This is a genomic window from Paraburkholderia caffeinilytica, assembly GCF_051027425.1.
Taxonomy (GTDB): Bacteria; Pseudomonadota; Gammaproteobacteria; order Burkholderiales; family Burkholderiaceae; genus Paraburkholderia; species Paraburkholderia caffeinilytica_A.
The window spans coordinates 1,011,321-1,034,733 of record NZ_CP186552.1 but is presented as its reverse complement, the minus strand read 5'-3'; the positions used below and the strand labels follow the sequence as shown (position 1 = coordinate 1,034,733).

Sequence of the window (23,413 nt, the reverse complement as noted above, 5' to 3'; positions counted from 1 at the left end):
GTCACTCGCTGCTCAATAGAGCCATGGCACAAGCGCCCGCACTTCGCGGCGGTAAATGCGGTACGGGTCGCCGAAATACGTCGACAGCCACCGCTCCTCCACGCGAACCTTATAGGCAAGCGACGCGAAGATCAGCACGAAGCCGATCACCCCGCGCCATTGCTCCGTGACCATCGCCGCGCCGGCAATGGCGAACAGACAGCCGGAGTAAATGGGATGGCGGACGAGCGCGTACGGGCCGCTGCGGACCAGTTCATGATCCGCCTTCAACGTGACGGATACGCTCCAGTTCGGCCCGAGATGTCGGCGGCCCCAGACGGAAAAACTCAGGCCGGCGACGATGATCGCCATGCCGATCCACTGCTGCGAATCGAAATGCGCGTTTGAGAAATCCCAGGCGCCGGCCCACCTGTCCGGCAACACAACCAGCGCACAGCCGACGATCAGCGGAATCGACTGAATCGTGCGCGACAGACGATCCTCGCGTTTGACGGTTTGCTTCGCCCAGGAGGATGCTTTCAGCCAGTAGGCGAGCCAGACGGCCCACGGCCCGAGAACAGCAATCGTGTGATAGATCGTCATTCTCAGCCCCTGAAATCGACGTTAAGGCCAGGGGTCGCAAACGTTTGCGCGACGAGCGAGGAAGATGCCGCCTGACGCCGCAAAGAATCGAATTCGTGACCGATACCGAAAAAATCGAGGATCTCTTCACGTACGGAGGCCGCCTGGACTCGCCCTTCCAGTTCGAGGAAGTGCCCGGTGTTCGGCACCGTGGCGAACTCGGCGTGCATGACATAGCGCGCCAGCGCACGAATATCGTTCGCGGTGGTGTATTCGTCGAGCTCGCCATTGAGGAACTTGAGCCGGCAGCGAATCGTGTTCAGCTTATCGAGGTAGGTCTCGGGCCTCAGCGCCAGGATCTGTTCGGTATGGAACGCGACCCGGCTCTGATCCTCCTTCGGCAAACCGGTCAGATAGCGGTAGTTGAGAAGCTTCAGGATGCGCGGCAAGTGCTTGCCCACCGTGTCGTTGAGTAGCTGCGCGGCCTGCAGATGCTCCCCGGAATTGAGCAGATCCCTCGCCTGGGTCACGTAGGCGACCATCGCGTGGTTGAGAAACGGGGAAAACGAACCGATTACCGCACCTTCGATACTGGCAGGGCGCCGCGACAAGGCCAGCAATGCGGCAAGGCCTCCCCAGGATACGGAATACAGATAGCTCGGCTCAAAACGATTGATCAGGTGCAGCAGAATCTCCGCCTCGTCGTCTTTCGTCAGCAGGCAGCCGCCGCGATTATGCTGCCTGGATTGACCGGCATAAGGCAGGTCGAAGCAGATAACGTTATATCGCTCGCCCAGGTATTTGATGGTTTGCCCAAATGAGGCCGCCGTTGCCAAGGCGCCATTCACGAGAATTACGCTCTTTCGAGCAACATCAAAAATATGCTGCTCGACTTGAACGCAAAGCGAATTGGGTAAGTGAACGACTATTTTGACAACCGACATAAATCACCCCTGCATATAAAATGAATGGCAAGCTGATTGCCATTTATAAATTTCAATGCAACATGAAATATGACAGAACGGCGTCATATGCCATCTGGGCACCGCATTCCAGGATGGTGCGGTGCAGTGTTACCGCTCACAAATATTGTCTGAACAATTGTGAAAAATCAAGCACACCTATTATTTAATTTCTCCGGAATATAAATTACCAAGGTAAGATTTTTTAATATGCCAATTGAGTCTTAATTCCGGGAATTAATTCCAGACAAATTGATATGTCTAATTTATTTCGGTAAAAAATTCATTCCTCCTGAGCTATAAATCCACGTTTGCTCCGGCGAAATCGCAGTGAAAATTGACACCGGGTGCTTCCGGCGGCAATGCGCGCGAGGCGAGCCGCCGCGTCGCGACAGGCAACCCGGTTGTCGCATCGGGAAGACCGGCATGAACGGGATCGATAGGCCAGTACTACTTATGTTGCGTGTCCGTGGAATCGAAATGACGCCCTTGAGCTGGCTACATCACGTAAACTTGTGAATACCGGCTAACGCCTGTTTACTTGTGCAATGGTTCCCGCCACGCCCTTTCGCCCTACTCCTGGGCGGCCTGACCGGTCACCCGGACACTAACGATGGTCGATATCGTCGACAGCGCAACGCGTAGCCGGATGATGTCCGGCATTCGCGGCCGCAATACCAGGCCAGAAATCCTGATCCGCAGCATGCTGCACGGCCAGGGCTTTCGTTTCCGTCTGGACGCGCGCGATCTGCCGGGCCGTCCGGACATCGTGCTGCCACGCTACCGTGCTGTTGTTCTCGTGCACGGCTGCTTCTGGCACGGTCACGACTGTCATCTCTTCAAATGGCCGCAAACGCGGCCCGAGTTCTGGCGCGACAAGATCGGCCGCAATCGCAGCAATGACGACAAGGTTCAGGCGGCGTTGCTGGCAAGCGGCTGGCGCGTCGGGGTGGTATGGGAATGCGCTTTGCGTGGCGCGAATCGCGATATCGAAGGCGTGTTGCAGCGGCTCGTCGAATGGTTGAGGAGCGACGCGCCAAGCTTCGAGGAACGTGGCTGAAAGCTGCTTGTAGCCTGCCCGGTTCGAACGAGTCCCGAAGCTGCTGGTGATACACTCGATTGGCTAGTTCGGGGCATTTCTTTGCGGACTGAATCTGTAGAAATCGGTTAGCCATCTGCCAGCAGCCGGCAAAAACCGGCCCGCCGCTCAATGGCTAGCCGGCAGCAGAGAAACGCGCCCCGACCATCCCAGAACCACTCACGAAGGGAGGCACACCATGGCTGATTTCCGTCTCTGGTCCGACGATTTCCCCACCAATGGCTTCATGCCGAAGGCCCACGAATACGACGACAAGGCCTTCGGTGTGGACGGTGAGAACATCTCGCCCTCACTGCATTGGGATGCGCCGCCGGCCGACACCCAAAGCTTCGCACTCACCGTTCACGATCCGGACGCGCCCACCGGCAGCGGCTTCTGGCACTGGGTCGTGGTCAACATTCCAGCCGACGTCCGTTCACTGCCGCGCAACGCCGGCAAGACCGATGGCTCGCTGTTGCCGCAGGGCGCGCTGCAGGTGCGCAACGATTACGGCACGGTCGGCTTCGGCGGCGCCGCGCCGCCGCGAGGCGACAGGACGCACCGCTACATCTTCCGCCTGCACGCGCTGAAGGTGCCGCATCTGCCGATCAACGCGGAAACCACCAATGCGGTCGCGCGCTTCATGACGCATCTGAACGAACTCGACTCGACCACTCACACCGGTCTGTACGAACTCAAATAACACATGAGACGCGATGCCGGTGCGCTGTCGCGGCACCGGCATCGTCGCTGGTCGCTGCGTGCGGTCCTGTTTTTCCAGAGCGGCATGCAGCGCGCGTGACTCATCGCAGGGTTGCTGCGATCGCAGGGTCGCAAGGACGCAAGGACGATTAGCCGCCCCACTCCCAATCAAAAGAACGATGCACGCACAACCATCGCGCAAAGACGATTCGATGCCGTCCGACACCGCTTCAACTACCCCGCTCGCCTCCGGCACATCGTTAGCGGCTGGCACTGAACAAGGCTTGCCGATTCCGCAACGCTACTGGGCCATGCTGGTTATCGCACTCGCCCTCACGCTGGCGGTGCTCGACAGCGCGATCGCCAACGTGGCGCTGCCGACCATCGCGCGAAATCTCCATGCGAGCGCAGCGAGCTCGATCTGGGTTGTCAACGCTTACCAGTTGGCTGTCACCATTTCGCTGCTGCCGCTTGCGTCGCTCGGAGATCGCATCGGCTACCGGCGTATCTATCTGGCCGGGCTGATCCTGTTCACGGTGGCGTCGCTCGGTTGCGCGCTGTCCACTTCGCTGCCGACACTCGCGCTCGCCCGCGTCTTTCAGGGCTTCGGCGCAGCGGGCGTCATGAGCGTGAACACCGCGCTCGTGCGCATGATCTATCCGCCCACGCAGCTCGGGCGCGGCGTCGCAATCAACGCGATGGTCGTGGCGGTGTCGTCGGCGGTCGGGCCGACGGTCGCCTCCGGCGTGCTCGCCGTCGCCTCGTGGCCATGGCTGTTTGCGATCAATGTGCCGATCGGGATCGCCGCGATTGTCGGCGCTATCAAGGCGCTGCCGATGAATCCCGGCCACGAGTCTCCGTACGACTATCTGAGCGCGGTAATGAATGCGTTCGTGTTCGGCCTGCTGATCTTCGCCGTCGACGGCCTCGGTCACGGCGAGCACGTCGGCTGGGTTATCGCCGAAGCACTCGGCGCGGTTGTGATCGGCTACTTCTTCGTGCGCCGTCAGTTGACTCAGGCCGCGCCCCTGCTGCCGATCGATTTGCTGAAGATTCCGGTGTTCGCCCTGTCGATCGGCACTTCGGTCTGCTCGTTCTGCGCGCAGATGCTGGCCTTCGTGTCGCTGCCGTTTCTGTTGCAGAACACGCTCGGGTTCTCGCAGGTCGACACCGGCTTGCTGATGACGCCGTGGCCTGCCGTAATCATCGTCGCCGCACCGATTGCCGGCGTGTTATCGGACAAGGTGTCGTCGGGCTGGCTGGGTGGCATCGGGCTCGCTGCGATGACGGCGGGCCTGCTGCTGCTCGCCACGCTCGGCGCACATCCCGAGCCCATGCAGATCGCGTGGCGCATGGCGCTGTGCGGCGCGGGCTTCGGGATCTTCCAGTCGCCGAACAATCGGACCATCTTGTCCGCCGCGCCGCGTGAGCGCAGCGGCGGCGCGAGCGGCATGCTCGGCACCGCCCGCCTCACGGGACAGACACTCGGCGCCGCGCTGGTCGCGCTGATCTTCGGCATCGCGCCGCAAAATGGGCCGACTGTCGTGCTGTATGTGGCCGCGTGCTTTTCAGCAGTCGCCGCGGTGGTCAGCACTCTGCGAGTGATGCAGCGCGTGAGCGCGCAAGCCGCGTGAGCCGTGTTATGGGTTTCAACTCCACGCTTGCCGATCTGAAGTGCGTTGCAGTCTCGAGGACTTTGCCGGCCGAGTGAGTTACCGGCTGAATGCAACGTTGTCTGAGCAGGTTGCTGCCGGAGTACGTTGCGGGTCTGAACGCACCACCGGCCGGACTAAGTCATTCGCCTGACCGGGATGCAACAAGGGCGCGAATCGCATGCTGCGATCCGCGCCCTTTTTCAATACTTCGGCCTTACTCAAACAGTTCGACGTGACCAACACACGCGGCTCGTCACGGAGCTCGCGCGGCCGCTCATGCGGCTACGACGATGCCGTCACGTCAGCGAGCTTTACCGCTTTGGCCGTCACCGAAGAAGCCGTCGCGACGTTGCGCAGATCGCCCAGGAACGTATCGCGCCAGACCGACAGATTGTTCTCGCGCATCGGCGCCATCATGTCCGCATGGCGCGCCTGACGCTCGGCGAGCGGCATCGACAGTGCGCGCTCCAGCGCCTCGGCCATCTGCGACAGATCGAACGGGTTGACGACCAACGCGCCCGGCAGTTGCTCGGCCGCACCGGCAAATTGCGACAGCACCAGCACGCCCGGATCGGCCGGATCCTGCGATGCGACGTACTCCTTTGCGACCAGGTTCATCCCGTCGCGCAGCGGCGTCACGTAGCCGACCTGCGATTGACGGAACAGCGCCATCAGCAGATTGCGTTCGTACTTGCGGTTCAGGTACTGGATCGGCGTCCAGTCGAGTTGCGCGAAACGGCCGTTGATGCGGCCCGCTTCACCCTCCAACGTCTGACGAATACGCTGATACGTCTGCACATCCGCGCGCGTCGGCGGCGCGATCTGCACCAGCGATACGCGTCCGTGCCAACCCGGTGCATTCAGCAGCAGCCGTTCGAACGCCTGAAAGCGCTCCACCAGACCCTTCGAATAGTCGAGCCGGTCGACGCTCATGATCAGCTTGCGCCCGCGCATGCCGTCACGCAGGCTGCGCACCGGCTTGCGGTCGGTGAACTGCTCGGCGGCCTTGGCGATCGCGTCCGGATAGATGCCGATCGGGTACGCGGCCACTTTCAGGAAGCGGTTGTAGGCGTGCATCATGCCGTCTTCGCTCGAGGTGCCATGCTGGCCGCGCTCGATAAAGTCGACGAACGACTGACGGTCCGCGTCGGTCTGGAAACCGACTACGTCATAGCTGCACATCGCCTTGACCAATTCATCGTGCGGCGGAATCGTACGCAAGACTTCCGGAACAGGAAAGGGAATATGCAGGAAGAAGCCGATCGGATTCTTCACCCCGAGTTCACGAAGACAGCGTGCGAACGGCAGCAGGTGATAGTCGTGCACCCAGATGATGTCGTCGGGTTTGAGCAGCTCCTTGAGCTGCCGGGCGAGCGTCGCGTTGACGCGCTGATAGCCCGCGTATTCCTGCCGGTCGTAGCGCGACAGGTCGTTGCGATAGTGGAACGTCGGCCACAGTGTCGCGTTCGAAAAACCGCGATAGTACTGATCGTAGTCGCGCTTGGTGAGGCCCACCGTCGCGTACGTCACATTGCCCTGCTTTTCGATCACCGGCGCGGACGGCTCGCTCACCGTTTCACCGCTCCAGCCGAACCAGACTCCGCCGGTTTCCTTCAACGCGTCCAGCACGCCGATCGCCAGGCCTCCTGCTGCGGGGCGGCCTTCCTGCGTCGGCGCCACACGATTCGATACCACGATCAGTCTGCTCATTGGTGCTCCACCTAGTCAGTTGTTTCGTTGCATACGCATATGTGCCAAACAGGTGCATGCAAGTCGCGTGCCGTTTTTTTGAGATGCTAGAAATAAAAATGTATGCAAATGTGACGAACGAGCAGAAACGCGCGATCCCGAAGTACCGCGAGGAAATTTTTTCTGCTTTGTACGACGAAACCGGAACCTGCTTATTCGCTGGCAGACCGCTTCAGGCGTCCTGCTCCGAGCCGAGATCGCGCTGGTACTCGAGCCCTTCCTGGCGCACGCCGCCCTGGTTGTGCTCGCCGTCTGGCGGCGCATTGGGCGCGACGCGGTTCTGCGCTGCCGGGTCCGGCGACTCCACCGGGTCGCCGCTGCTGCTGGCCGGCCGGGAGTCGCGCTTCGTGTGGCGCGCGGAACGTCGCAGCGCTGGATGTCTCATGATCGATGCCTCCAAGGGAAGCCCGCTGCCATTAGGGCAGCGTCAATTCAGTGTAGGGGCCATGACGGTAAATTGCCGGTAAAAGATGCGCCAGCTTTGTAACAAGTACATAAATTCGCTGCGCTGAACTGTGGTCTAACGCACAGAGCGTGTCAGAGTTGCATTGATGGTCTTTGCGACGGCTGGCGTCGGTCTTTGCGACGGCTGGCGTCGGTCTTTGCGACGGCCGGCGTCGACTGGCTTGTGGCGTTTGGGTGGGCTGCGGAGGCGGATCGCCGATCGGCGGAGCAGCCGGTTCGATCGGATCCGGAGTCGGACTGGGGCCCGGAATCGTGTCAGGTTCGCCGGGGTCCGGCGAGGGCGGCTCGATCGGTTCGGGGCGGTGAGCGTGCTTCGGGAAGGAGCGCGCGGTGGCGGTGTATTCCGGCATGGTGGTTATCTTCGGTTTTGCATTTCAATGGGATGTCGCAAGGATTGGGCCGCCAGTGGCGGAGGGTTTTTTGCCTTCGGCGGTAAGGGTGATTGCCTGCGGCGTTGGGCTTTGATTGATTTGATTGCCTGCGTGGCGCTTGGTTTGTTTGTTGGTCTGCGGGGTTGGGATTTTTTTTGATCTGGTTGCCTGGTTGCTTGCGACGTTGGCCTTTCCTTGTCTGTTTGCCTACGGCGTTGGCCTTTCCTTGCCTGGTTGCCTACGGCGTTGGCCTGTCCTTGCCTGGTTGCCTGCGGCGTTGGCCTTTCCTTGTTTTCTTATTGGTTTATTAGCGTCGCCCCTGTGCGGGGCAGGCACCTACTTTTCTTTGCCTGCTGCAAAGAAAAGTAGGCAAAAGAAAGCAGCTCACACCGCTAATTCTGAAGCGGGTCCCCCGCACAGCCACGGTAGTGGTGCATCTGGAATCTGTGTTCTCGCGCATTCAGCGCTAGTGACAAAGGGCTCATCCGCTCCCACTTCGCACTGCGTGCGTCGCGGATGGGTCTGCATGGGAAACCGGGGGCTTTGTTTAGGCGCGGGAAGCGGCATCGTTTGAGCGCGGTGGGGGCCTTCGGCTTAGCCTCGGCGAAATGCTAACGGACTCAGTGTTTCAGAATCGCCACCGATGCAAAACGTCGCTCGCTACATATGAAGATCGCTGGACGCCACAACGGCAAGTAGCCCTTTGAAGTGCCAAGACCATCATGCACGGCGGGAAGCTTCGCGAATGGCCACGAGTATGGAGTATGGTGCGACGTTGCAAGGTACTACTGAGCAAAAAAGGCAGCGGGGGTCTGTCAGAAATTTTGTGTTCAAGACATAACATGTAGCTCAAAGGAGCATGTATGCCACACAAACCGAAACCAGCCGTCGAGGCGAAGCTGATAACTTCCACCGCAGCCCAGCGAAGCACCCAAACGAAGCCCCGGGTTTCCCAGGCAGACCCATCCGCGACGCACGCAGTGCGGAGTGGGAGCTGATGAGCCCTTTGTCACTCACGCGCAATGCGCGAGAACACAGATTCCAGATGCACCACTACCGTGGCTGTGCGGGGGACCCGCTTAAGAATTAGCGGGGTGAGCTGCTTTCTTTTGCCTACTTTTCTTTGCAGCAGGCAAAGAAAAGTAGGTGCCTGCCCCGCACAGGGGCGACGCTAATAAACCAATAACAAAACAAGGAAAGGCCAACGCCATAGGCAAACAGACGAGGAAAGTCCACCGCCAAAAGCACACAGAAAGCCGCGCCGAGCAGGCAACCAGATCAAGAAAATCCCAACCCCGCAGACCAACAGACAAACAAAGCGCCCCGCAAGCAATCAAATCAAATCAAATCAAACAAAGCCCAGCGCAGCAGACAATCACCCTTACCGCCGAAGGCAAAAAACCCCCAGACAAAAAACCGCCACCGCAGGCAATCCCCCCACCGCCGAAGGCAAAAAAACCCCCATCAATCAAACATCCGCGCCCCCCAAAGCGCGCGACTCATCCCCTGCATCGCCGTCATCCCGCGCATCATTCCCATACTCGACAAGCCGGTTATAAAGCGTCTTCAAACTAATCCCCAGAATTTCAGCAGCCCGCGTCTTCACGCCACCACATTGCTCGAGCGTAGCCAGAATCAACTGCCGGTCCGCTTCGGCAAGCGAAGTCCCAAACGGAATCGTAATCGCCGTACCAGCCGCAGGCTTCGACAGTGTGATCTGCAACGGCACGGTAGCCGTACTATCCGAATCCGTCCCCGACATGATGTGCGCGCGCTGCACGTAGTTCTTCAGTTCACGCACGTTGCCCGGCCACGGATACGACATCAGCATGTCCTTCACTGCCGGCGGGAAATGCTTCTTCGTACTGTGACGCTCATTGAGATCGTCGAGGAACGCCTGCGCCAGCAGATCGACGTCCTTACCCCGGTCGCGCAGCGGCGGCAGACTGATCGGAAACACGTTCAGGCGATGGTACAAGTCGAGCCGCAACTTGCCCTCCATCACCGCCTGCTCAGGATCGCGGTTGGTCGCCGCGATCAGGCGCACGTCCGTTTCGATTTCCCTGGTCGTGCCGACCCGCATGAACATGCCGGTTTCCAGCACGCGCAACAGTTTCACCTGCAACTCGATCGGCATTTCCGTGATTTCGTCGAGGAACAGCGTGCCGCCGTTCGCACGTTCGAAATAGCCTTTGTGCTGACGGTCCGCGCCAGTGAACGAGCCGCGCTCATGGCCGAACATTTCCGATTCGATCAGATTCGGCGAGATCGCGCCGCAGTTCACCGCGAGAAATGCATGCTTGCGGCGCAAACTGAGTTGGTGCAGCGTCTGGGCGGCGACTTCCTTGCCGGTGCCCGACTCGCCTACCAGCATGACCGAGGCCGCCGTCGGCGCGACGCGGCCGATCTGGTCGTAGACCTCCTGCATGGCCGGTGAATTGCCGAGCATCAAACCAAAGCGGCCCATGCGACGCAACTCGCCACGCAAGGTGCCGATTTCCGCCTTCAGGTCGCCGGCGCGCGGCAGGCGCGACAGGATCGCCTTCACGCGCTGCATGTTGATCGGCTTCACCAGGTAGTCGGTGGCGCCCATCTTCAGCGCGTTGACCGCCGACTCCACCGTGGCGTGGCCGGTAATCACGATCACCTCCACGCCGGAACGCGGATCGAGATCTTCAAACAGATCGACTCCACTGCCGTCGGGCAGCTTCAGGTCGGTAAAGACAACGTCCGGCATCTGCCGGACCAGTTGAATGCGCGCTTCGCGCAAATCGCCCGCCGTGGCGGTAGTCAAACCGTCTTCCCCGATGATGGCGGCAAGCGCCTCGCGGGTACCGGCATCGTCATCGACAATCAGTACGTGTGGCATCGCGTCTCGAGAGCCCGAAAGCGTGAATGGGGGAACATTTAAAACCGTATGCTGGACAACCCGCCGGTGGCTTGCCGCTGCGCCGCGCATGCGCCCAGATGTGAGCACACGCTAACATTTCGCGACAGCGCCGAGCCTTCAACTTAACTCAATATCGCAACAATCGACGAGTAAACTACGTATCAAAGTGCGACATTGTTGTCTATTTACCTATTATACGGCTTTGTCGAGACAAATCTGTCATGTGGGCCAGACACCGCTTGCCCCAGGAGGCAGGTCGGCGATGCGGCGCACACAAGTGGCACAGGGGTCCGCAACCGCAGTCCTCAACTACGCGGAAACGGCCACGCACCCTCTTTTCCGTTGGCATGCGCCGAACCATTTGCGCCGTGCGCGGTGTCGGGCGTAGACGGGCCGGCACTCGCCATGGCCACGCTGCCGGCCGGCGCAGGCGATGCCGCTACCGTGCCGCCCTCGCCTTCCCAGCGGCTCAGTTCACGCGCCGCCGGAACCTGCGCGGCACGGTTTCGCTGCACATAGCGCAAAGCCAGAAAACCGCCGAGTGCCATCAGCGCGCCGAAGAGGCCAATTTTGGGTCGTCCCATCGCGAACTCCTTGTTTTCGTCGAACGAATGGGCGTCGAGCATTGCGCGTTAGCGCGCGCTCAGAACGCCGAGCAGGAAGCCGGCGCCCGCGGCAATACCGAGCGAGCGCCATGGGTTGTGCCGCACGTAGCGTTCGGTGTTGACGGTCGCGACCCGGTAGCGCCGTTGCACGTTCTGCTGCGCATCGCCAAGCGCCGATTGCAGCGTTTCGACATGTGCCCCAAGCCGGTCGCGCAGGGCGTCGACGCCCTCACCCGGCACATTGGCGGCAAGCCGCAGCATCTCTTCCGAGTCCGTCAGCAGCACCCTCAGATCTTCGACGATCTTCTGACTGCCGAGTGCAAGCTGTTGCGTGGTCTCAGTCATCACTCGCTCCTATGTCTGAATTCGGCGTTTTGCGCGTCGCGCGTGTTATTTCCGGTGCATCGCGATCAATCAAGGAACCGCATCCGCCGCCGGCGTGCATTGAACAGAGTCGCTCGAAAAGCACTCGCGTGTCGGAGGGATAGCGCAAACGTCGTGCCCGGTAAATTTGCCGCTCTCGTTCGAGACGGACCCAGGTCAAGGCACTTTCGACCGACCCTGCGCCGGACTATTTCGCCGACCGTCACGTGGATTGCCCGAAGCCGCGCCAAAGTGGTTAAATCGAATTTCTGTGAGATAGTGGCCGCACGGGTCCGTCTTGCCCCAAGGCCTGCGCGTCGCAACACCGAACCCCATTTGCACAGGACTCCCCGTTTATGGCGTCAATCGATCTGGACTCGCCCACCGTCGCTGGCGGCAATGCTTCGGCACAGGCGAAGCAGCGCGTCACGGACGGCATCGCGGGACTGAAATCGTACGGGCTGCTGTATGGCTCATCGCCGGTGATGCTCGATCTTTACGAACAGATCGAACGCGTCGCCAGTACTGACGCGACCGCGTTGATCATCGGCGAATCCGGCACTGGCAAGGAACTGATTGCCCGCACGATTCACGATCAGAGCAGCCGCAAGGACGCGCCGTTTGTCGCCGTGAACTGCGGCGCGATTCCCGACGAACTCATCGAAGCCGAATTGTTCGGTCACGAAAAAGGCAGCTTCACCGGTGCGGTCCAGGGCCGCGTCGGCTACTTCGAACATGCGAACGGCGGCACGCTGTTTCTCGACGAAATCACCGAAATGGCGCCGGTGCGTCAGGTCAAACTCTTGCGCGCGCTCGAGACCGGCACGTTCTTTCGGGTCGGCGGCAACGAACTGATTAGTGGCGACGTACGCGTGATCGCGGCGACCAATCGCGACCCCGCGGTCGCCGTGAAGGAAAACGGTCTGCGCGAAGACCTGATGTACCGGCTCGCGGTTTTTCCGTTGCGCGCGCCGCCGTTGCGCGAGCGCGAGAACGATCGAGAACTGCTCGCGCAACACTTCCTCGCCTTGCTGAATCAGCAGGAAGGTACGAGCAAGAGCTTCAGCAAACGGTCGATCGAAACACTGCGAACCTGGTCGTGGCCGGGCAACGTGCGCGAGTTGAAGAACGCGGTGTATCGCGCGTTCATTCTCGCGGAGAAGACTGTCGAGTTGCCGCATCCGCATCTCGCGTCGCGCGTGAAAAAACCTGTGACCCAAGGCGACACGATGAGCGTGTGGATCGGCACCCCGCTCGCCGATGCACAAAAGCAGATCATTCTCGGCACGCTCAAGTATTGCGGCGGCGACAAGCGGCGCGCGGCCAAAGCACTCGGCGTGAGTCTTAAAACGCTATACAACCGCTTGAGCGTGTACGGCGACGACGAAGGTACGGAAGAAGAAAACGAGCAATAAGCCATGCCAGGCACTCATGCGAGTTCGTTCGCGTGAGCCTGTGTTTCTTTCGTGCTCGCCGCCTGCGTTTTTCACCCCGTTTCCCCCTTGTATGTCCGCTTTGCATTCCCCCTCTGCTGAAACGCTCCTTTCTGCGCATCCGTCATCTCATAATTAATCCCTTCGCACCACCAATCAAATCGACTTCTACGAAGCAGAAACCGATTTGGCTCGCACCATCTTTTGCAATTGCTTGCACTTTCCCACTGCCAATTACAAATGGCATCCTGCAAAATGCGGCAGCGCATAGTGCGGCAATGAGAAAGCCGTGCCGCTCATTCACACACTTGCTTCGCGTGAACGAAAGGCCGTCGCAGGAGCAGAGACAGGGAAATGCAAAAAAGTATGGTACGGGCCAAATGGGCAAAACAAACAGCCAACGCGGCTAAAGGTGGACGTCCCCGAGCAATGGCACTCGTCGCGCTGGCGGCTGCGATCACGTCGGCGTTGAGCGGTTGTAGCTCGCTCTATTCGGAAGGCGCCACCGCCGGCGCCGGTATCGCAGGCGCCGCGCTCGCGGCCAAGGTCACCAGCAATGCGGCGGTCGCCACCGGCATCGGTCTCGGCGCGCTAGCCGCGGCCCGCGCCGGCGTGCAGTACTCGGAGCGCGTGGTGCACACGAAGACCCAGGACAGCATCGCCAGAATCGCCGGGCCGCTCGACGTCGGCGCGATCGCACCGTGGAGCGTGACGCACTCGGTGCCGATCGAAGACGACGAACACGGTCGCGTTACCGTCAGCCGCACGATCAGCGCCGGCGCGCTCGACTGCAAGGAAATCGTCTTCTCGGTCGATCAGACCGCCACCAAAAATGTGCCGGCAAGCAGCGCGTTCTACGTCGCGTCGATCTGCCGTGACGGCGACAACTGGAAATGGGCGTCGGCCGAACCCGCTACCGAACGCTGGGGCGCGTTGCAATGAGGGCGCTGCCACCTCCACGCCCACAGGATGAAAGTGCGCTGCCCGGGCTGCGCCTCGCCGGCGGCACATGTGTCGCCCTGGTCCCGCGCGTGTCTGCGGCAGCGCTTTCCGGCAGCCGGCTGCGGCTCGTGCTGGCCGGTGCGGTCTGCGTCTGCGCCAGTCTGCTGACGAGCGGTTGCTCGTCGGTCGGCGCGGCGAGCGGCGCCGCAGCCGGCGTCGCATCAGGTCTCGTGACCTCCAATCCGGCAGTCGGCATTGGCGTCGGTATTGCTGTGCAGGCCGCCACCGACGAAGTCGTCGGCCGCTACATGCGCAACATGCACTCCGATCAGCAGAACCTGATCGCCGCGTTGGCGGGGGCAATGCCGGTCGGCGAGACACGGCCCTGGGCGGTCAAGCACACGCTGCCGATCGAGAACGGTCACGGCCAGGTGCGCGTGACGCGCGCATTCAGCTCGGCGCTCGCGTTGTGCAAGGATTTCGTGTTCTCCGTACAGGACGGCGACGGTCCGAACGCGCACGAGGCCTGGTACACGGCGAGTGCGTGCCAGCAGGACAAGGGCTGGAAGTGGGCATCGGCGGAACCGGCGGTCGAGCGCTGGGGCAATCTGCAATAAAAAAAGCGGCGGGGTCTCCCCTGCCGCTTTTTTGCCTGAAGCCGTCCTGGCCAACTGCGGGTTTAAGACTCCACGTCTTCCAGACTGAAAATCTCCGTCTGGTCGTTGTACGAGAAGATCTCACCATAACGGCCCCAGTTGATCACTGCGTCGAGCGTCTCTTCCGCGGCGCTGTCCGACAGAAAATCCTCCAGCTCCTGCTCGAAGCGCACGCGCGGCGCGCGATGCCCCGGCCGTTCGTTCAACACCTTCTTGATCCGCGCGGCGAGCGGCACGTGGCGCAGCAGATGCTCGGCGAACATCATCTTGCGCTCCTGGGTGCCGAATTCGGAGAACACGCGCGCCGGTGGCGTCAGGAAAATATCCCCTTCGCGGATGTCGGCGAAGCCCAGGTGCTGCAGCACTTCGGCGACCGGGAACAGATCGTCCACCTCCAGGTGCAGTGAGCGGGCGATTTCCGGCATGTCGGCACGGCCGTGGTACGGCGCGGCGGCCAGCGTTTCGATCAGACCGGCCATCAGGTTGGTCGACACATGCGGCAGCCAGCTGTGCAGTTCCAGTCCCTTCCTGGTCTTTTCATCGGTCTGACGCGCGGTCATCTTCGCGTAGATCTCGTCGACGAGGCGGCGGAACGCCGGGTCCAGACGGTTGCGCGGATGCTTGAACGGCACCTTGATCTCGGCGATCACGCGCCCCGGATTGGACGACAGCACCAGAATCCGGTCGCACATGAACACCGCTTCTTCGATGTTGTGCGTGACGATCAGCACCGCCTTGATCGGCATGCGGCCTTGCGTCCACAGATCGAGCAAATCGGTACGCAGCGTTTCTGCGGTCAGCACGTCGAGCGCGGAGAACGGCTCATCCATCAGCAGCAGCGTGGGATCGACCACCAGCGCGCGCGCAAAGCCGACGCGCTGACGCATGCCGCCCGACAACTCGCGCGGATACGCGTTTTCAAAACCGTCGAGACCGATCAGGTCGATCGCCGCCAGTGCGCGCGTACGGCGATCACTCGCACCGACGCCTTGTGCTTCAAGTCCCGCTTCCACGTTTTGCAGCACGGTCAGCCACGGGAACAGCGCGAAGGTCTGGAACACCATGGCCACGCCCTTGGCCGGGCCGTCGAGCGGCTTGCCCATATACGTGACTTCGCCGTCGGTCGGTTCGATCAAACCGGCGATGATACGCAGCAGTGTCGACTTGCCCGAACCCGAACGGCCCAGCAAACCGACAATTTCGCCTTCGCGCAACGACAGATTCGCGTCGTCGAGGACGAGCAACTCGCCCTGCGACTTGTTGAACCCGCGGCACACGTCCTTGACGCGCAGAATCTCCTCACCGAGGCGCGGCGGCATCGGCGGGGTCTGGATCGGCGCGGCGGTCATAGCAGCTTTAGGATTTTGCATCGCGTTTAGCCTTTATTCTCAATCAAGCCGGAGCTTCGCTTCGGCATAGGCGTACATCGGACGCCACAGCAGGCGGTTGAACAGGGTCACGAACAGGGACATCACGGCGATGCCCACAATGATCTTCGGATAGTCGCCCGCTGCGGTGGTCTGCGCGATATAGGCGCCGAGACCATGCGCGGCAACCTTGGTGTCGCCCCACTGGACGAATTCCGCGACGATACTCGCGTTCCACGCGCCGCCCGAAGCGGTGATCGCGCCGGTCACGTAATAAGGGAAAATGCCCGGCAGCATCGCCTGACGCCACCATTGCCAGCCGCGAATGTGGAAATTCTTGGCCGCTTCCCGGTAGTCGTTCGGATACGAGCTCGCGCCGGCAATCACGTTGAACAGGATATACCACTGCGTGCCGAGCACGATCAGCGGCGACAACCAGATATCCGGGTTCAGATGAAAGCGCACGATGACGATCACGAACACCGGGAACAGCAGGTTCGCCGGGAACGCGGCGAGGAACTGCGCAATCGGCTGCATCTTCTCAGCCAGCGTCGGCCGCAGGCCGATCAGCACACCGATCGGCACCCAGATCACCGAGGCGATGGCGATCAGCAGCACCACCCGCAGCAGCGTGATGAGCCCCAGTACGAACACATGGCCGACCTCGTCGATCGAGACGCCGGTGCGGACGTACGTGAACACGCGGTACACCACGTAAACCGTGGTGATCAGCACCAGCAAAGCCCAGATAAAGTCACCGACGCGCGAGCTCTTTTCGCGCTGCGGAATCTGGAAACGCGGAGCAGAAAACGCCGGCAACTGGAAACGCACGCGCGCGGCTCTCGCGAACATCCAGCCGAGCGGCACCAGCAAGCGGTGAATCAGCCGGGTGCGGCGGATCAGGTCGAGCAGCCACGATTCGGGCGCATTGCCCGAGCTGGTGGTTTCCATGCGGAACTTGTCGGCCCAGGCGACCAGCGGGCGGAACATAAACTGGTCGTACGCAAGAATCACGACCGTCATGGCGAGGATCACCCAGCCGATCGCGTGCAGATTCTTGTCGGAGATGGCCTGCGCCAGATACGCGCCGATACCCGGCAGCGTGATCGTATTGTTGCCGACCGTGATGGCTTCCGACGCGACCACGAAGAACCAGCCGCCCGACATGGACATCATCATGTTCCAGATGAGGCCCGGCATCGAAAAGGGCACTTCGAGCTTCCAGAAACGCTGCCATGACGTCAGATGAAAGCCGCGCGAAACTTCATCCAGATCGCGCGGCACCGTGCGCAGCGACTGATAGAAGCTGAACGTCATGTTCCAGGCCTGGCTCGTAAAGATCGCGAAGATCGCTGCCAGCTCGGCGCCGAGCACACGGCCCGGGAACAGTGCGAGGAAGAACGTGACCGTAAACGAAATGTAGCCCAGCACCGGCACCGACTGCAGGATGTCGAGAATCGGCACCAGCACCATGCCGGCGCGGCGGCTCTTGGCGGCGAGCGTGCCGTAGACCAGCGTGAAGATCAGTGACGCGACCATTGCCGCCAGCATGCGCAGCGTGGTGCGCATGGCGTACTCAGGCAGATTCGACGGGTCGAGCGAGATCGCCTGGGTCTTGAGCGTCGACATCGGCGCCAGGGTCTCGTGAAAGCCGATCGCCGCCATCGCGATGACGCAGATGATCAGCGGAAAGGCGACAAAATCCCAGCGATTGGGCAACACCCGCCATGCCGATGCATTGGCGGTGCGCTTCAGGTTGAAGCTGAAATCCATCAGACGCTCTCCCTATTCATACAGGCATTCAAACGCACGAAGGGGGCCGCGGCTTCGGCGCGGCAGTCTGAAGATCGGTCCGGAAAGCGGAAATCAGGCATGGCAAAACGCATGTGCGCAGTAAATCGTTAGCGTTGTGGAGACACGTGGACCGGTAACGGAGGTGTCCGTGGGCAAACCACCCGGGACCGCAACCATCAAGCCGGACCCCTGTCGCCGCAGGCGCCGCCCGAAGGCTGGCGGGCTTTCCTTGTTTTGGACGGCACGACACTACACCATCCTATGTTTCAGGCACAACCTTTCCCGGAAAATAGCGGCAAATTGGGCTGAACGCCCGGGCAACAGCCTTCGCCAGCCCCCGCCGGGGAGTACAGCAAGCCATCGACGCCCATGCGCCAGCCACTTTCGCCGCCATCGCGATGGCGGCCCGGAGCGCGTTTCAAACATCCGGAAAACCCGCGCTGCCATTCAGAAAGCTGACACGCTGCCGTTAAGAATCGGATGGATGTGGCAGGCATACTTCGCATTCCCGCAATAACGGTGGCATCAAGCCGCATGACGGTTAAAATCAAGAGACGACACACCTCTTTGCGGTTAAGCCGGACTACCGCGCGGCCCACACCGGGGGCGTATCGCGGACCGCTTCCACTGAGGCGAGACAGCGCCGCCAGCACGCTGCCAGGAATGAGCTAGTTGCATGTCACAGCCACACGGATCAGAGGGTCGATGAACAGGACAACCTTGCGCCAGGCAACCGGACCGATCAGCTTCGCGCTGATCGTGCTCGTTTGCTGGTTCGTGGCTGGCGCCGTCGCGGACCGGATGGTACAACAAGAGCTGGATGCGGCCTTGCGCACGCAGCGGCAAATGTCCACGTCGATCGTCGACAACATGGCGGAGGTGATCGCCAGTGACCTCGCGATGTCTCGGGCCATCCCCGCAACCATGGCCGAAATGGACGTGATCCAGCACGCCCTGGTGCAATCCCAGAATTATGCCGCGAACAACGGGGCGACGGAACCCGCCTTACGCGCCGCGTTGTTAAAAGACCCGCAGATGACGGCCGTGAGCACTTTCCTGCACGACGCGCAAGGCTTCTCCGGGCTCGACCAGGTCTGGCTCGTCAACGCCAACGGCATCTGCGTCGCGTCGAGCAACTCCCTCACTCACCCGCTCGGCGCGGAACGCTCCTTTGTGGGCTCCGACATGCGCATGCGCGGTTACCTGACGAATGCCCTGCTCGGCGCTTTTTCGGAAGCGTATGGCGTCGGCCGCCTGAGCGGCGAGCCGGGCATTTTCATCGCGGCGCCTGTGTATGCCGACGGCCTGCTGGTCGGCGTGGTGGTGGCCAAGGTGGGGATTGCGCGGCTGCGCCACTGGGTTGCGCATGCAGGCACCTTCGTCGCCGATGAAAACGGCGTCATCATCATGGCGCACAACAGCGAACTCGAAGGCCACGCGCTGCCGAACTCGCGCGTCACGCAGATGAGCGCAACCGACCGCATGACCATCTATCGCCGTGAAATCCTTCCCGACATACGGATTCAGGTCAACCCGCAGGTGCGCGAACAGGCACCCTGGGTACCGGCAAGCGTCGCCGGGCAGCTGTTCGGTATGAGCGGGCAGCCGGCGCCATCGCTATATCAGGCACGCAGCGGCTTGAATTCGGGGCTGTCGGCGCATCTGGTCGATCCGCTCGCGGCCTGGCCCGAGCTGCTGCGCAATCACAAGCGGGATCATCTGCTGGTGTTTCTGACGCTGGCCGGCACCGTCGCGCTCGCGTGGGTGATTACCGTGTCGTACGTGCGCGAACGGCGCCACCATCGCGCCACGCGCGATCTCGCCGAGCAATTGCAATCGGCCAACACCCTGCTCTCGGCCGAGGCGCGCCACGACGCGCTGACCGGCGCACTGTCGCGGCGCTACTTCCTCGACCTGCTGCGCCACGAGATCGACCATGCGCATGCGGCCAACGAGCCGCTGTGCATGGCAATCGCCGACCTCGACCACTTCAAGCAGATCAACGACCGCTTCGGCCACGCCGCCGGCGACCGCGCGCTCGAGCATTTCGTCGACACCTGCCGGGCCGAGTTGCGCGATTCCGATGCGATCGGCCGGCTGGGCGGCGAAGAGTTCGGCTTGTTGCTGCCGGCCACGGACCTGGCCGGCGGCCGCGAAGTCGTCGAGCGCTTGCGCCTGCGTCTGAAGGCCGTTCCTTCGCCGAAGTTGCCGGCCTCGGTGGGCTTGAGCGTGAGCATCGGCATCACCGAGCTCTCGTCCGACGATCTGCCCGAACGCATCATGAGCCGCGCCGACACGGCGCTTTACGCAGCGAAGACAGGCGGCCGCGACCGCACCGAAGCGCTTCCGCCCGACGACACCGCGCCGCCCGCGCGAACGGTGGCCACCGCCTGGTGACGTCCGGCCGCGCGCCGGTCAGCGCCCGGAAACGTATTCGCGCCTCAATGCCGTCAGCACCCGGCAAGTTGGATAACAGACGCAAAGCAGGTTCCGGTCTCGGGCGTCCCGCAACGAAGCAGGTATCATCAACCCTGACATTGAGGTTGCCGCTACCGCTCTAACGGGAGATTCGCATGAAGGGAAATTTGGTCATCGTCTGTCGCGATCACGATGCTGACGCATTCGACCATCTGCTGGCCGAATACGGTGCGTTCCAGACGCGCCTGTCGTCGACCGCGTGGTATCTGAAACTGGATGTCGCGCCGGAACTGATTCAGGAAGAGATACTCACGCGCCTTGGCAAGTACACCACGCACTACATCTTCGAAGCCGAAACGGTGACGTGGAATACGGTGGATGGCGACGCGGCGAATGCATTGAACACGCTGTTTTCGGACTAGCGCAGCGATTGCCGGGCGCCGGATTCCGAACCTCGCGCCCGGACGCCGCATAGCGGCATATACACAGCGGGGCGGGCGCCTGCCGCCCTTGCCCCGCGCAACCTACCAGACGCTTTCCGAGATCGCCTGGACACGCGGCACCACTTCGAACGGAAAGCTCATCAGGACCCGCAGGCCACGGCCGCCGTGGTTGCCGATCTCCCACTCCCCGCCCGCGCGCCGCACCAGACGCTCGACGATCGCGAGCCCCAAGCCGCTATGGCCGTTGCCGCCCCGAGCCGGGTCGAGCCGGACGAACGGCCGGCTGGCATTGATCAGGTCCTGCGCGGCGATACCGCTGCCGTTGTCGCTGACCGACAGCGTGAAACCCTGCGCCGTGCGCGCCGTGGCGACGACGATCGGCGGCGCCCCGTAGGCATGTGCGTTGTCCAACAGGTTCGACAGGATCCGGTCGAGCGTCGCCGCCGGCAGCAGGAAACCCGACCCCGCGTTGAGCTCGGTCCGCACGGTGGGCGCGCCGGACGCAACCGCACGATAACTGCGGACCACGCGATCGCATTGCGCGTCCACTTCGACCGCTTCACTGCGATCGGCGCCGTCGTGCGCGAACACCAGAAACTGTTCGACGATATGCGTCATCGAATCGACGTCGCGCACCACGCCGTCGCGCATCTTCACTTCTTCCATCATTTCGGCGCGCAGCCGCAAGCGCGCCAGCGGCGTTTTCAGGTCATGCGCGACACCGGCCAGCATCACCGCCCGATCGTTTTCCGTACGCGCCACTTCCTGAACCATCTGGTTGAAGCCGTGTGTCAGTTGCCGCAATTCGCGTGGACCGCGCTCGGGCACCGGCGGCACCGGCAAGCCGCGGCCGAAGCGCGCCACCGCCTGGGCGAGCGAGCGCAACGGCTGCTGCAGCGCCCACGCGGCAAAGAGCGCCGCCATTACCGCGAACGAAAAGATAATCGCGAGCCACAGCACCGTACGGTCGAGAGAACGGGGCGTGCGTAGTGGCTGCACCGGCACCACGATCCAGCTGCGATCCGTGGTGCCGCGCACCCACAGCGTGGGCGGGCGGCCAGGCTGGCCGATCCGCACCAGCGTACCGGTGGGCATGCGATCGCGCACGTCCTCGATGAACCGTTCGAGCGGCGCCGGCAGAGCGTTGCTATCCGGCGGCACGTCGGGGCTCGACGGATCGACCAGCCTGACGCGCGACGGCAAGGGCTGATCCGGTGTGCGGGCGACGTGCTGGCGCACCGCGTCGACGAGGAAGGTGGCTTCCTCGACTGCGTAGCGCGTTTGCAGTTGGCTGCGCTCGAGCCGCATCAGCGCGTACCACGCGAAATGCGACAGCAGCAGCACCGCAATGACTAGCAGCGCGAGGCGCCCGAACAGCGAATCAATGGGCCGGCGCATGCTGTTCGCCATCCGGCACGAACACGTAGCCGCGTCCGCGCACCGTTTGAATGAAGCGCGGCGTGGACGGGTCGGTTTCGAGAATGCGACGCAAACGCCACACCTGTACATCGATACCGCGGTCGGTGCCGTCGTATTCCGGGCCATGCAGCAGTTCGAGCAGGCGCTCACGGGTGAGCGTGCGCATGGGGTGATTGACGAAAATCTTCAGGAGCGCGAATTCGCTGCCCGACAGCGTGAGCGGCTTGTCTTCGAGATGCAGCGTGCGCGACTGGAAATCCAGCGTGAAGCGGCCGAAGTTGAACGGTTCGCGCTGCTCCGGCGCCGCCGCCGAGGGCAGCGTGCGGCGCCGCCGCAGCACCGCCTGCACGCGCGCCAACAGCTCGCGCGGGTTGAACGGCTTGCCGAGATAGTCGTCTGCGCCGAGCTCCAGCCCAACGATGCGGTCCACGTCGTCAGCACGTGCGGTCAGCATGATCACCGGAATGTCGTCGCCCGACGCGCGCAGTTTGCGCAGCGCGGTCAGCCCGTCTACGCCCGGCATCATCAGATCCAGCACGATCAGATCCGGACGCTCGCGTTCGAGCCTGCGCTCGAGCGTGCCCGCGTCGTGCAGCACCGAAACTTCGATGCCCTGACGGGCCAGATAGTCGCGCAGCAGATCACGCAATTCGACGTCGTCGTCAACAACAAGTATTTGAGTAGCCATGGCATGAAGTTTAACGCGCAGCAGGATGGGTTTTCGATTTCAGACGGCCCGCAAGGGTTACCGGGTGTTACGGTGAAAGCCGTACGTAATGGCCCGTAACAGCCGCACCAGGCCACGTAACACAGCGCCGGGCGCACTTCTCTACGCTGTGACTTACCGAATGCAGGCCGCTCACATTACCGGTCGCATCGTCGGCTATTCCATTACAGGGAGTCTTACATGTCCACCAAAAAAATGTCGCGCGTTCTCGCCGTTGCCGCCACTGCCCTCGCCATCGGCGCCGGCGCTGCCTATGCCGCTCAACCCGCCGGTCACGGCGGCCCCGGCGGCTGGCATGGCCACTTCATGAAGGAACTCACGCAACTGCATGACCAGTTGAAGCTGAACGCGGATCAGGAGAAGCAATGGCAAGCCGCGCTCGACACGATGAAGCAGAACCACGAAGCCATGCGCGCCAACCATGAACAGATCAGGAACCAGATGAAGGCCGCGCAGCAACAGCCGATCCTGGATCTGAACGCCATGGCTTCGGCGCATCAGCAAGTCGAACAGAAAGACGCGCAACTGCGTCAGCAAACCACGGACGCGTGGCTCAATTTCTATAACGGCTTGAACGACCAGCAGAAGACCACCGTCAGCACCGCGCTGAAGCAGCGTTTTGCGAAGATGGAAGCGCGTCACGAGAAGATGCGCGATCGCTGGGAACATCGCAAGGGCGCGGCGTCGGCGCCGGCTGCGAATCAGTAAGCGGTTGACGTAGACGGAGGGCAGCCTGCACGGCCGTCGTCCGGATGCAAAAACGCCACGGAAAGCTTTCCGTGGCGTTTTTGTTTGTGTGCTGATTGCGCCTCA

20 protein-coding genes and 1 pseudogene are annotated in these 23,413 nt (G+C 61.9%); 9 read left to right on the top strand and 12 right to left on the bottom strand.

Annotation, left to right across the window (positions count from 1 at the left end):
- Positions 1-12: 12 nt before the first annotated feature.
- Positions 13-582, bottom strand: coding sequence for a methyltransferase family protein (locus ACOSV0_RS04510; RefSeq protein ID WP_434109010.1), 570 nt, complete (start codon positions 580-582; stop codon positions 13-15).
- 2 nt (positions 583-584) lie between these two features.
- Entirely contained in the window at positions 585-1,505 is a 921-nt protein-coding gene (locus ACOSV0_RS04505) for an alpha/beta fold hydrolase (RefSeq protein WP_434109009.1), read from the bottom strand.
- A 631-nt stretch (positions 1,506-2,136) separates the two neighbouring features.
- On the opposite strand from ACOSV0_RS04505, the gene ACOSV0_RS04500 reads away from it, so the two are divergent.
- From ACOSV0_RS04500 to ACOSV0_RS04490, 3 genes are all read left to right on the top strand, one after another.
- Positions 2,137-2,583 carry a very short patch repair endonuclease gene (locus ACOSV0_RS04500; protein WP_434109008.1) on the top strand — a complete coding sequence of 149 codons (447 nt, stop codon included), beginning with the start codon at positions 2,137-2,139 and terminating at the stop codon, positions 2,581-2,583.
- 217 nt (positions 2,584-2,800) lie between these two features.
- A complete protein-coding gene (locus ACOSV0_RS04495; RefSeq protein ID WP_434109006.1) occupies positions 2,801-3,304 on the top strand; it encodes a YbhB/YbcL family Raf kinase inhibitor-like protein in 504 nt (167 codons plus the stop codon).
- A gap of 178 nt (positions 3,305-3,482) precedes the next feature.
- Entirely contained in the window at positions 3,483-4,937 is a 1,455-nt protein-coding gene (locus tag ACOSV0_RS04490) for an MFS transporter (RefSeq protein ID WP_434109005.1), read from the top strand.
- A gap of 303 nt (positions 4,938-5,240) precedes the next feature.
- On the opposite strand, the gene otsA is transcribed toward ACOSV0_RS04490, so the two are convergent.
- From otsA to ACOSV0_RS04460, 6 genes and pseudogenes are all read right to left on the bottom strand, one after another.
- Positions 5,241-6,668 carry an alpha,alpha-trehalose-phosphate synthase (UDP-forming) gene (gene otsA, locus ACOSV0_RS04485; protein WP_434109003.1) on the bottom strand — a complete coding sequence of 476 codons (1,428 nt, stop codon included), beginning with the start codon at positions 6,666-6,668 and terminating at the stop codon, positions 5,241-5,243.
- Between the two features lie 211 nt (positions 6,669-6,879).
- Positions 6,880-7,092: a hypothetical protein gene (locus ACOSV0_RS04480; protein WP_434109001.1), complete on the bottom strand. Its 213-nt coding sequence runs from the start codon at positions 7,090-7,092 to the stop codon at positions 6,880-6,882.
- A gap of 223 nt (positions 7,093-7,315) precedes the next feature.
- Positions 7,316-7,522, bottom strand: a pseudogene (locus ACOSV0_RS04475) (hypothetical protein); the annotation flags it as partial.
- 1,489 nt (positions 7,523-9,011) lie between these two features.
- Complete coding sequence (locus ACOSV0_RS04470; RefSeq protein ID WP_434109000.1) at positions 9,012-10,412, bottom strand: sigma-54-dependent transcriptional regulator; 1,401 nt, start codon at positions 10,410-10,412, stop codon at positions 9,012-9,014.
- Between the two features lie 326 nt (positions 10,413-10,738).
- Positions 10,739-11,017 (bottom strand): hypothetical protein, encoded by a 279-nt coding sequence (locus tag ACOSV0_RS04465; RefSeq protein WP_434108998.1) that lies wholly within the window; start codon positions 11,015-11,017, stop codon positions 10,739-10,741.
- 48 nt (positions 11,018-11,065) lie between these two features.
- The gene (locus tag ACOSV0_RS04460; protein ID WP_434108997.1) at positions 11,066-11,383 is read right to left on the bottom strand and encodes a DUF883 family protein; all 318 of its coding nucleotides are present in this window, start codon (positions 11,381-11,383) and stop codon (positions 11,066-11,068) included.
- Positions 11,384-11,757: 374 nt separating this feature from the next.
- On the opposite strand from ACOSV0_RS04460, the gene ACOSV0_RS04455 reads away from it, so the two are divergent.
- The 3 genes from ACOSV0_RS04455 to ACOSV0_RS04445 all read left to right on the top strand — a co-directional run bounded on the left by ACOSV0_RS04455 (position 11,758) and on the right by ACOSV0_RS04445 (position 14,393).
- The gene (locus ACOSV0_RS04455) at positions 11,758-12,816 is read left to right on the top strand and encodes a sigma-54 interaction domain-containing protein (RefSeq protein ID WP_434108995.1); all 1,059 of its coding nucleotides are present in this window, start codon (positions 11,758-11,760) and stop codon (positions 12,814-12,816) included.
- Between the two features lie 372 nt (positions 12,817-13,188).
- Positions 13,189-13,776, top strand: coding sequence for a hypothetical protein (locus tag ACOSV0_RS04450; protein WP_434108994.1), 588 nt, complete (start codon positions 13,189-13,191; stop codon positions 13,774-13,776).
- Positions 13,777-13,865: 89 nt separating this feature from the next.
- Positions 13,866-14,393 carry a hypothetical protein gene (locus ACOSV0_RS04445; protein WP_434108993.1) on the top strand — a complete coding sequence of 176 codons (528 nt, stop codon included), beginning with the start codon at positions 13,866-13,868 and terminating at the stop codon, positions 14,391-14,393.
- A 62-nt stretch (positions 14,394-14,455) separates the two neighbouring features.
- On the opposite strand, the gene ACOSV0_RS04440 is transcribed toward ACOSV0_RS04445, so the two are convergent.
- Both ACOSV0_RS04440 and ACOSV0_RS04435 read right to left on the bottom strand, forming a co-directional pair.
- Positions 14,456-15,802, bottom strand: coding sequence for an ABC transporter ATP-binding protein (locus tag ACOSV0_RS04440; RefSeq protein WP_434108992.1), 1,347 nt, complete (start codon positions 15,800-15,802; stop codon positions 14,456-14,458).
- 18 nt (positions 15,803-15,820) lie between these two features.
- Positions 15,821-17,572 (bottom strand): ABC transporter permease, encoded by a 1,752-nt coding sequence (locus ACOSV0_RS04435; protein WP_434108991.1) that lies wholly within the window; start codon positions 17,570-17,572, stop codon positions 15,821-15,823.
- Positions 17,573-18,298: 726 nt separating this feature from the next.
- Here ACOSV0_RS04435 and ACOSV0_RS04430 point away from each other — a divergent pair.
- Both ACOSV0_RS04430 and ACOSV0_RS04425 read left to right on the top strand, forming a co-directional pair.
- Positions 18,299-19,990, top strand: coding sequence for a sensor domain-containing diguanylate cyclase (locus ACOSV0_RS04430; protein WP_434108990.1), 1,692 nt, complete (start codon positions 18,299-18,301; stop codon positions 19,988-19,990).
- A 176-nt stretch (positions 19,991-20,166) separates the two neighbouring features.
- Positions 20,167-20,433, top strand: a complete 267-nt coding sequence (locus ACOSV0_RS04425; RefSeq protein ID WP_434108989.1) for a hypothetical protein — start codon at positions 20,167-20,169, stop codon at positions 20,431-20,433.
- Between the two features lie 102 nt (positions 20,434-20,535).
- Here the strand turns inward: ACOSV0_RS04425 and ACOSV0_RS04420 are convergent, their stop codons facing one another.
- Together ACOSV0_RS04420 and ACOSV0_RS04415 are read right to left on the bottom strand one after the other, a co-directional pair.
- A complete protein-coding gene (locus tag ACOSV0_RS04420) occupies positions 20,536-21,852 on the bottom strand; it encodes an ATP-binding protein (RefSeq protein WP_434108987.1) in 1,317 nt (438 codons plus the stop codon).
- A complete protein-coding gene (locus tag ACOSV0_RS04415; protein ID WP_054035058.1) occupies positions 21,836-22,561 on the bottom strand; it encodes a response regulator in 726 nt (241 codons plus the stop codon). The genes ACOSV0_RS04420 and ACOSV0_RS04415 overlap by 17 nt, the downstream gene beginning before the upstream one ends.
- A 219-nt stretch (positions 22,562-22,780) precedes the next feature.
- Here ACOSV0_RS04415 and ACOSV0_RS04410 point away from each other — a divergent pair, with 219 nt between their 5' ends.
- Positions 22,781-23,308: a periplasmic heavy metal sensor gene (locus ACOSV0_RS04410; protein ID WP_434108986.1), complete on the top strand. Its 528-nt coding sequence runs from the start codon at positions 22,781-22,783 to the stop codon at positions 23,306-23,308.
- Positions 23,309-23,413: the final 105 nt, after the last annotated feature.

Excerpts from the sequence above, each read along its gene's own strand:
- ACOSV0_RS04430 (WP_434108990.1), top strand. The coding sequence starts at position 18,299 with ATGAACAGGACAACCTTGCGCCAGGCAACCGGACCGATCAGCTTCGCG.
- ACOSV0_RS04415 (WP_054035058.1), bottom strand. The coding sequence starts at position 22,561 with ATGGCTACTCAAATACTTGTTGTTGACGACGACGTCGAATTGCGTGAT.
- ACOSV0_RS04505 (WP_434109009.1), bottom strand. The coding sequence starts at position 1,505 with ATGTCGGTTGTCAAAATAGTCGTTCACTTACCCAATTCGCTTTGCGTT.
- ACOSV0_RS04450 (WP_434108994.1), top strand. The coding sequence starts at position 13,189 with ATGCAAAAAAGTATGGTACGGGCCAAATGGGCAAAACAAACAGCCAAC.
- ACOSV0_RS04495 (WP_434109006.1), top strand. The coding sequence starts at position 2,801 with ATGGCTGATTTCCGTCTCTGGTCCGACGATTTCCCCACCAATGGCTTC.
- ACOSV0_RS04440 (WP_434108992.1), bottom strand. The coding sequence starts at position 15,802 with ATGCAAAATCCTAAAGCTGCTATGACCGCCGCGCCGATCCAGACCCCG.
- ACOSV0_RS04490 (WP_434109005.1), top strand. The coding sequence starts at position 3,483 with ATGCACGCACAACCATCGCGCAAAGACGATTCGATGCCGTCCGACACC.
- ACOSV0_RS04420 (WP_434108987.1), bottom strand. The coding sequence starts at position 21,852 with ATGCGCCGGCCCATTGATTCGCTGTTCGGGCGCCTCGCGCTGCTAGTC.
- ACOSV0_RS04435 (WP_434108991.1), bottom strand. The coding sequence starts at position 17,572 with ATGGATTTCAGCTTCAACCTGAAGCGCACCGCCAATGCATCGGCATGG.
- ACOSV0_RS04510 (WP_434109010.1), bottom strand. The coding sequence starts at position 582 with ATGACGATCTATCACACGATTGCTGTTCTCGGGCCGTGGGCCGTCTGG.
- otsA (WP_434109003.1), bottom strand. The coding sequence starts at position 6,668 with ATGAGCAGACTGATCGTGGTATCGAATCGTGTGGCGCCGACGCAGGAA.
- ACOSV0_RS04425 (WP_434108989.1), top strand. The coding sequence starts at position 20,167 with ATGAAGGGAAATTTGGTCATCGTCTGTCGCGATCACGATGCTGACGCA.
- ACOSV0_RS04470 (WP_434109000.1), bottom strand. The coding sequence starts at position 10,412 with ATGCCACACGTACTGATTGTCGATGACGATGCCGGTACCCGCGAGGCG.
- ACOSV0_RS04455 (WP_434108995.1), top strand. The coding sequence starts at position 11,758 with ATGGCGTCAATCGATCTGGACTCGCCCACCGTCGCTGGCGGCAATGCT.
- ACOSV0_RS04410 (WP_434108986.1), top strand. The coding sequence starts at position 22,781 with ATGTCCACCAAAAAAATGTCGCGCGTTCTCGCCGTTGCCGCCACTGCC.
- ACOSV0_RS04480 (WP_434109001.1), bottom strand. The coding sequence starts at position 7,092 with ATGAGACATCCAGCGCTGCGACGTTCCGCGCGCCACACGAAGCGCGAC.
- ACOSV0_RS04460 (WP_434108997.1), bottom strand. The coding sequence starts at position 11,383 with ATGACTGAGACCACGCAACAGCTTGCACTCGGCAGTCAGAAGATCGTC.
- ACOSV0_RS04500 (WP_434109008.1), top strand. The coding sequence starts at position 2,137 with ATGGTCGATATCGTCGACAGCGCAACGCGTAGCCGGATGATGTCCGGC.
- ACOSV0_RS04465 (WP_434108998.1), bottom strand. The coding sequence starts at position 11,017 with ATGGGACGACCCAAAATTGGCCTCTTCGGCGCGCTGATGGCACTCGGC.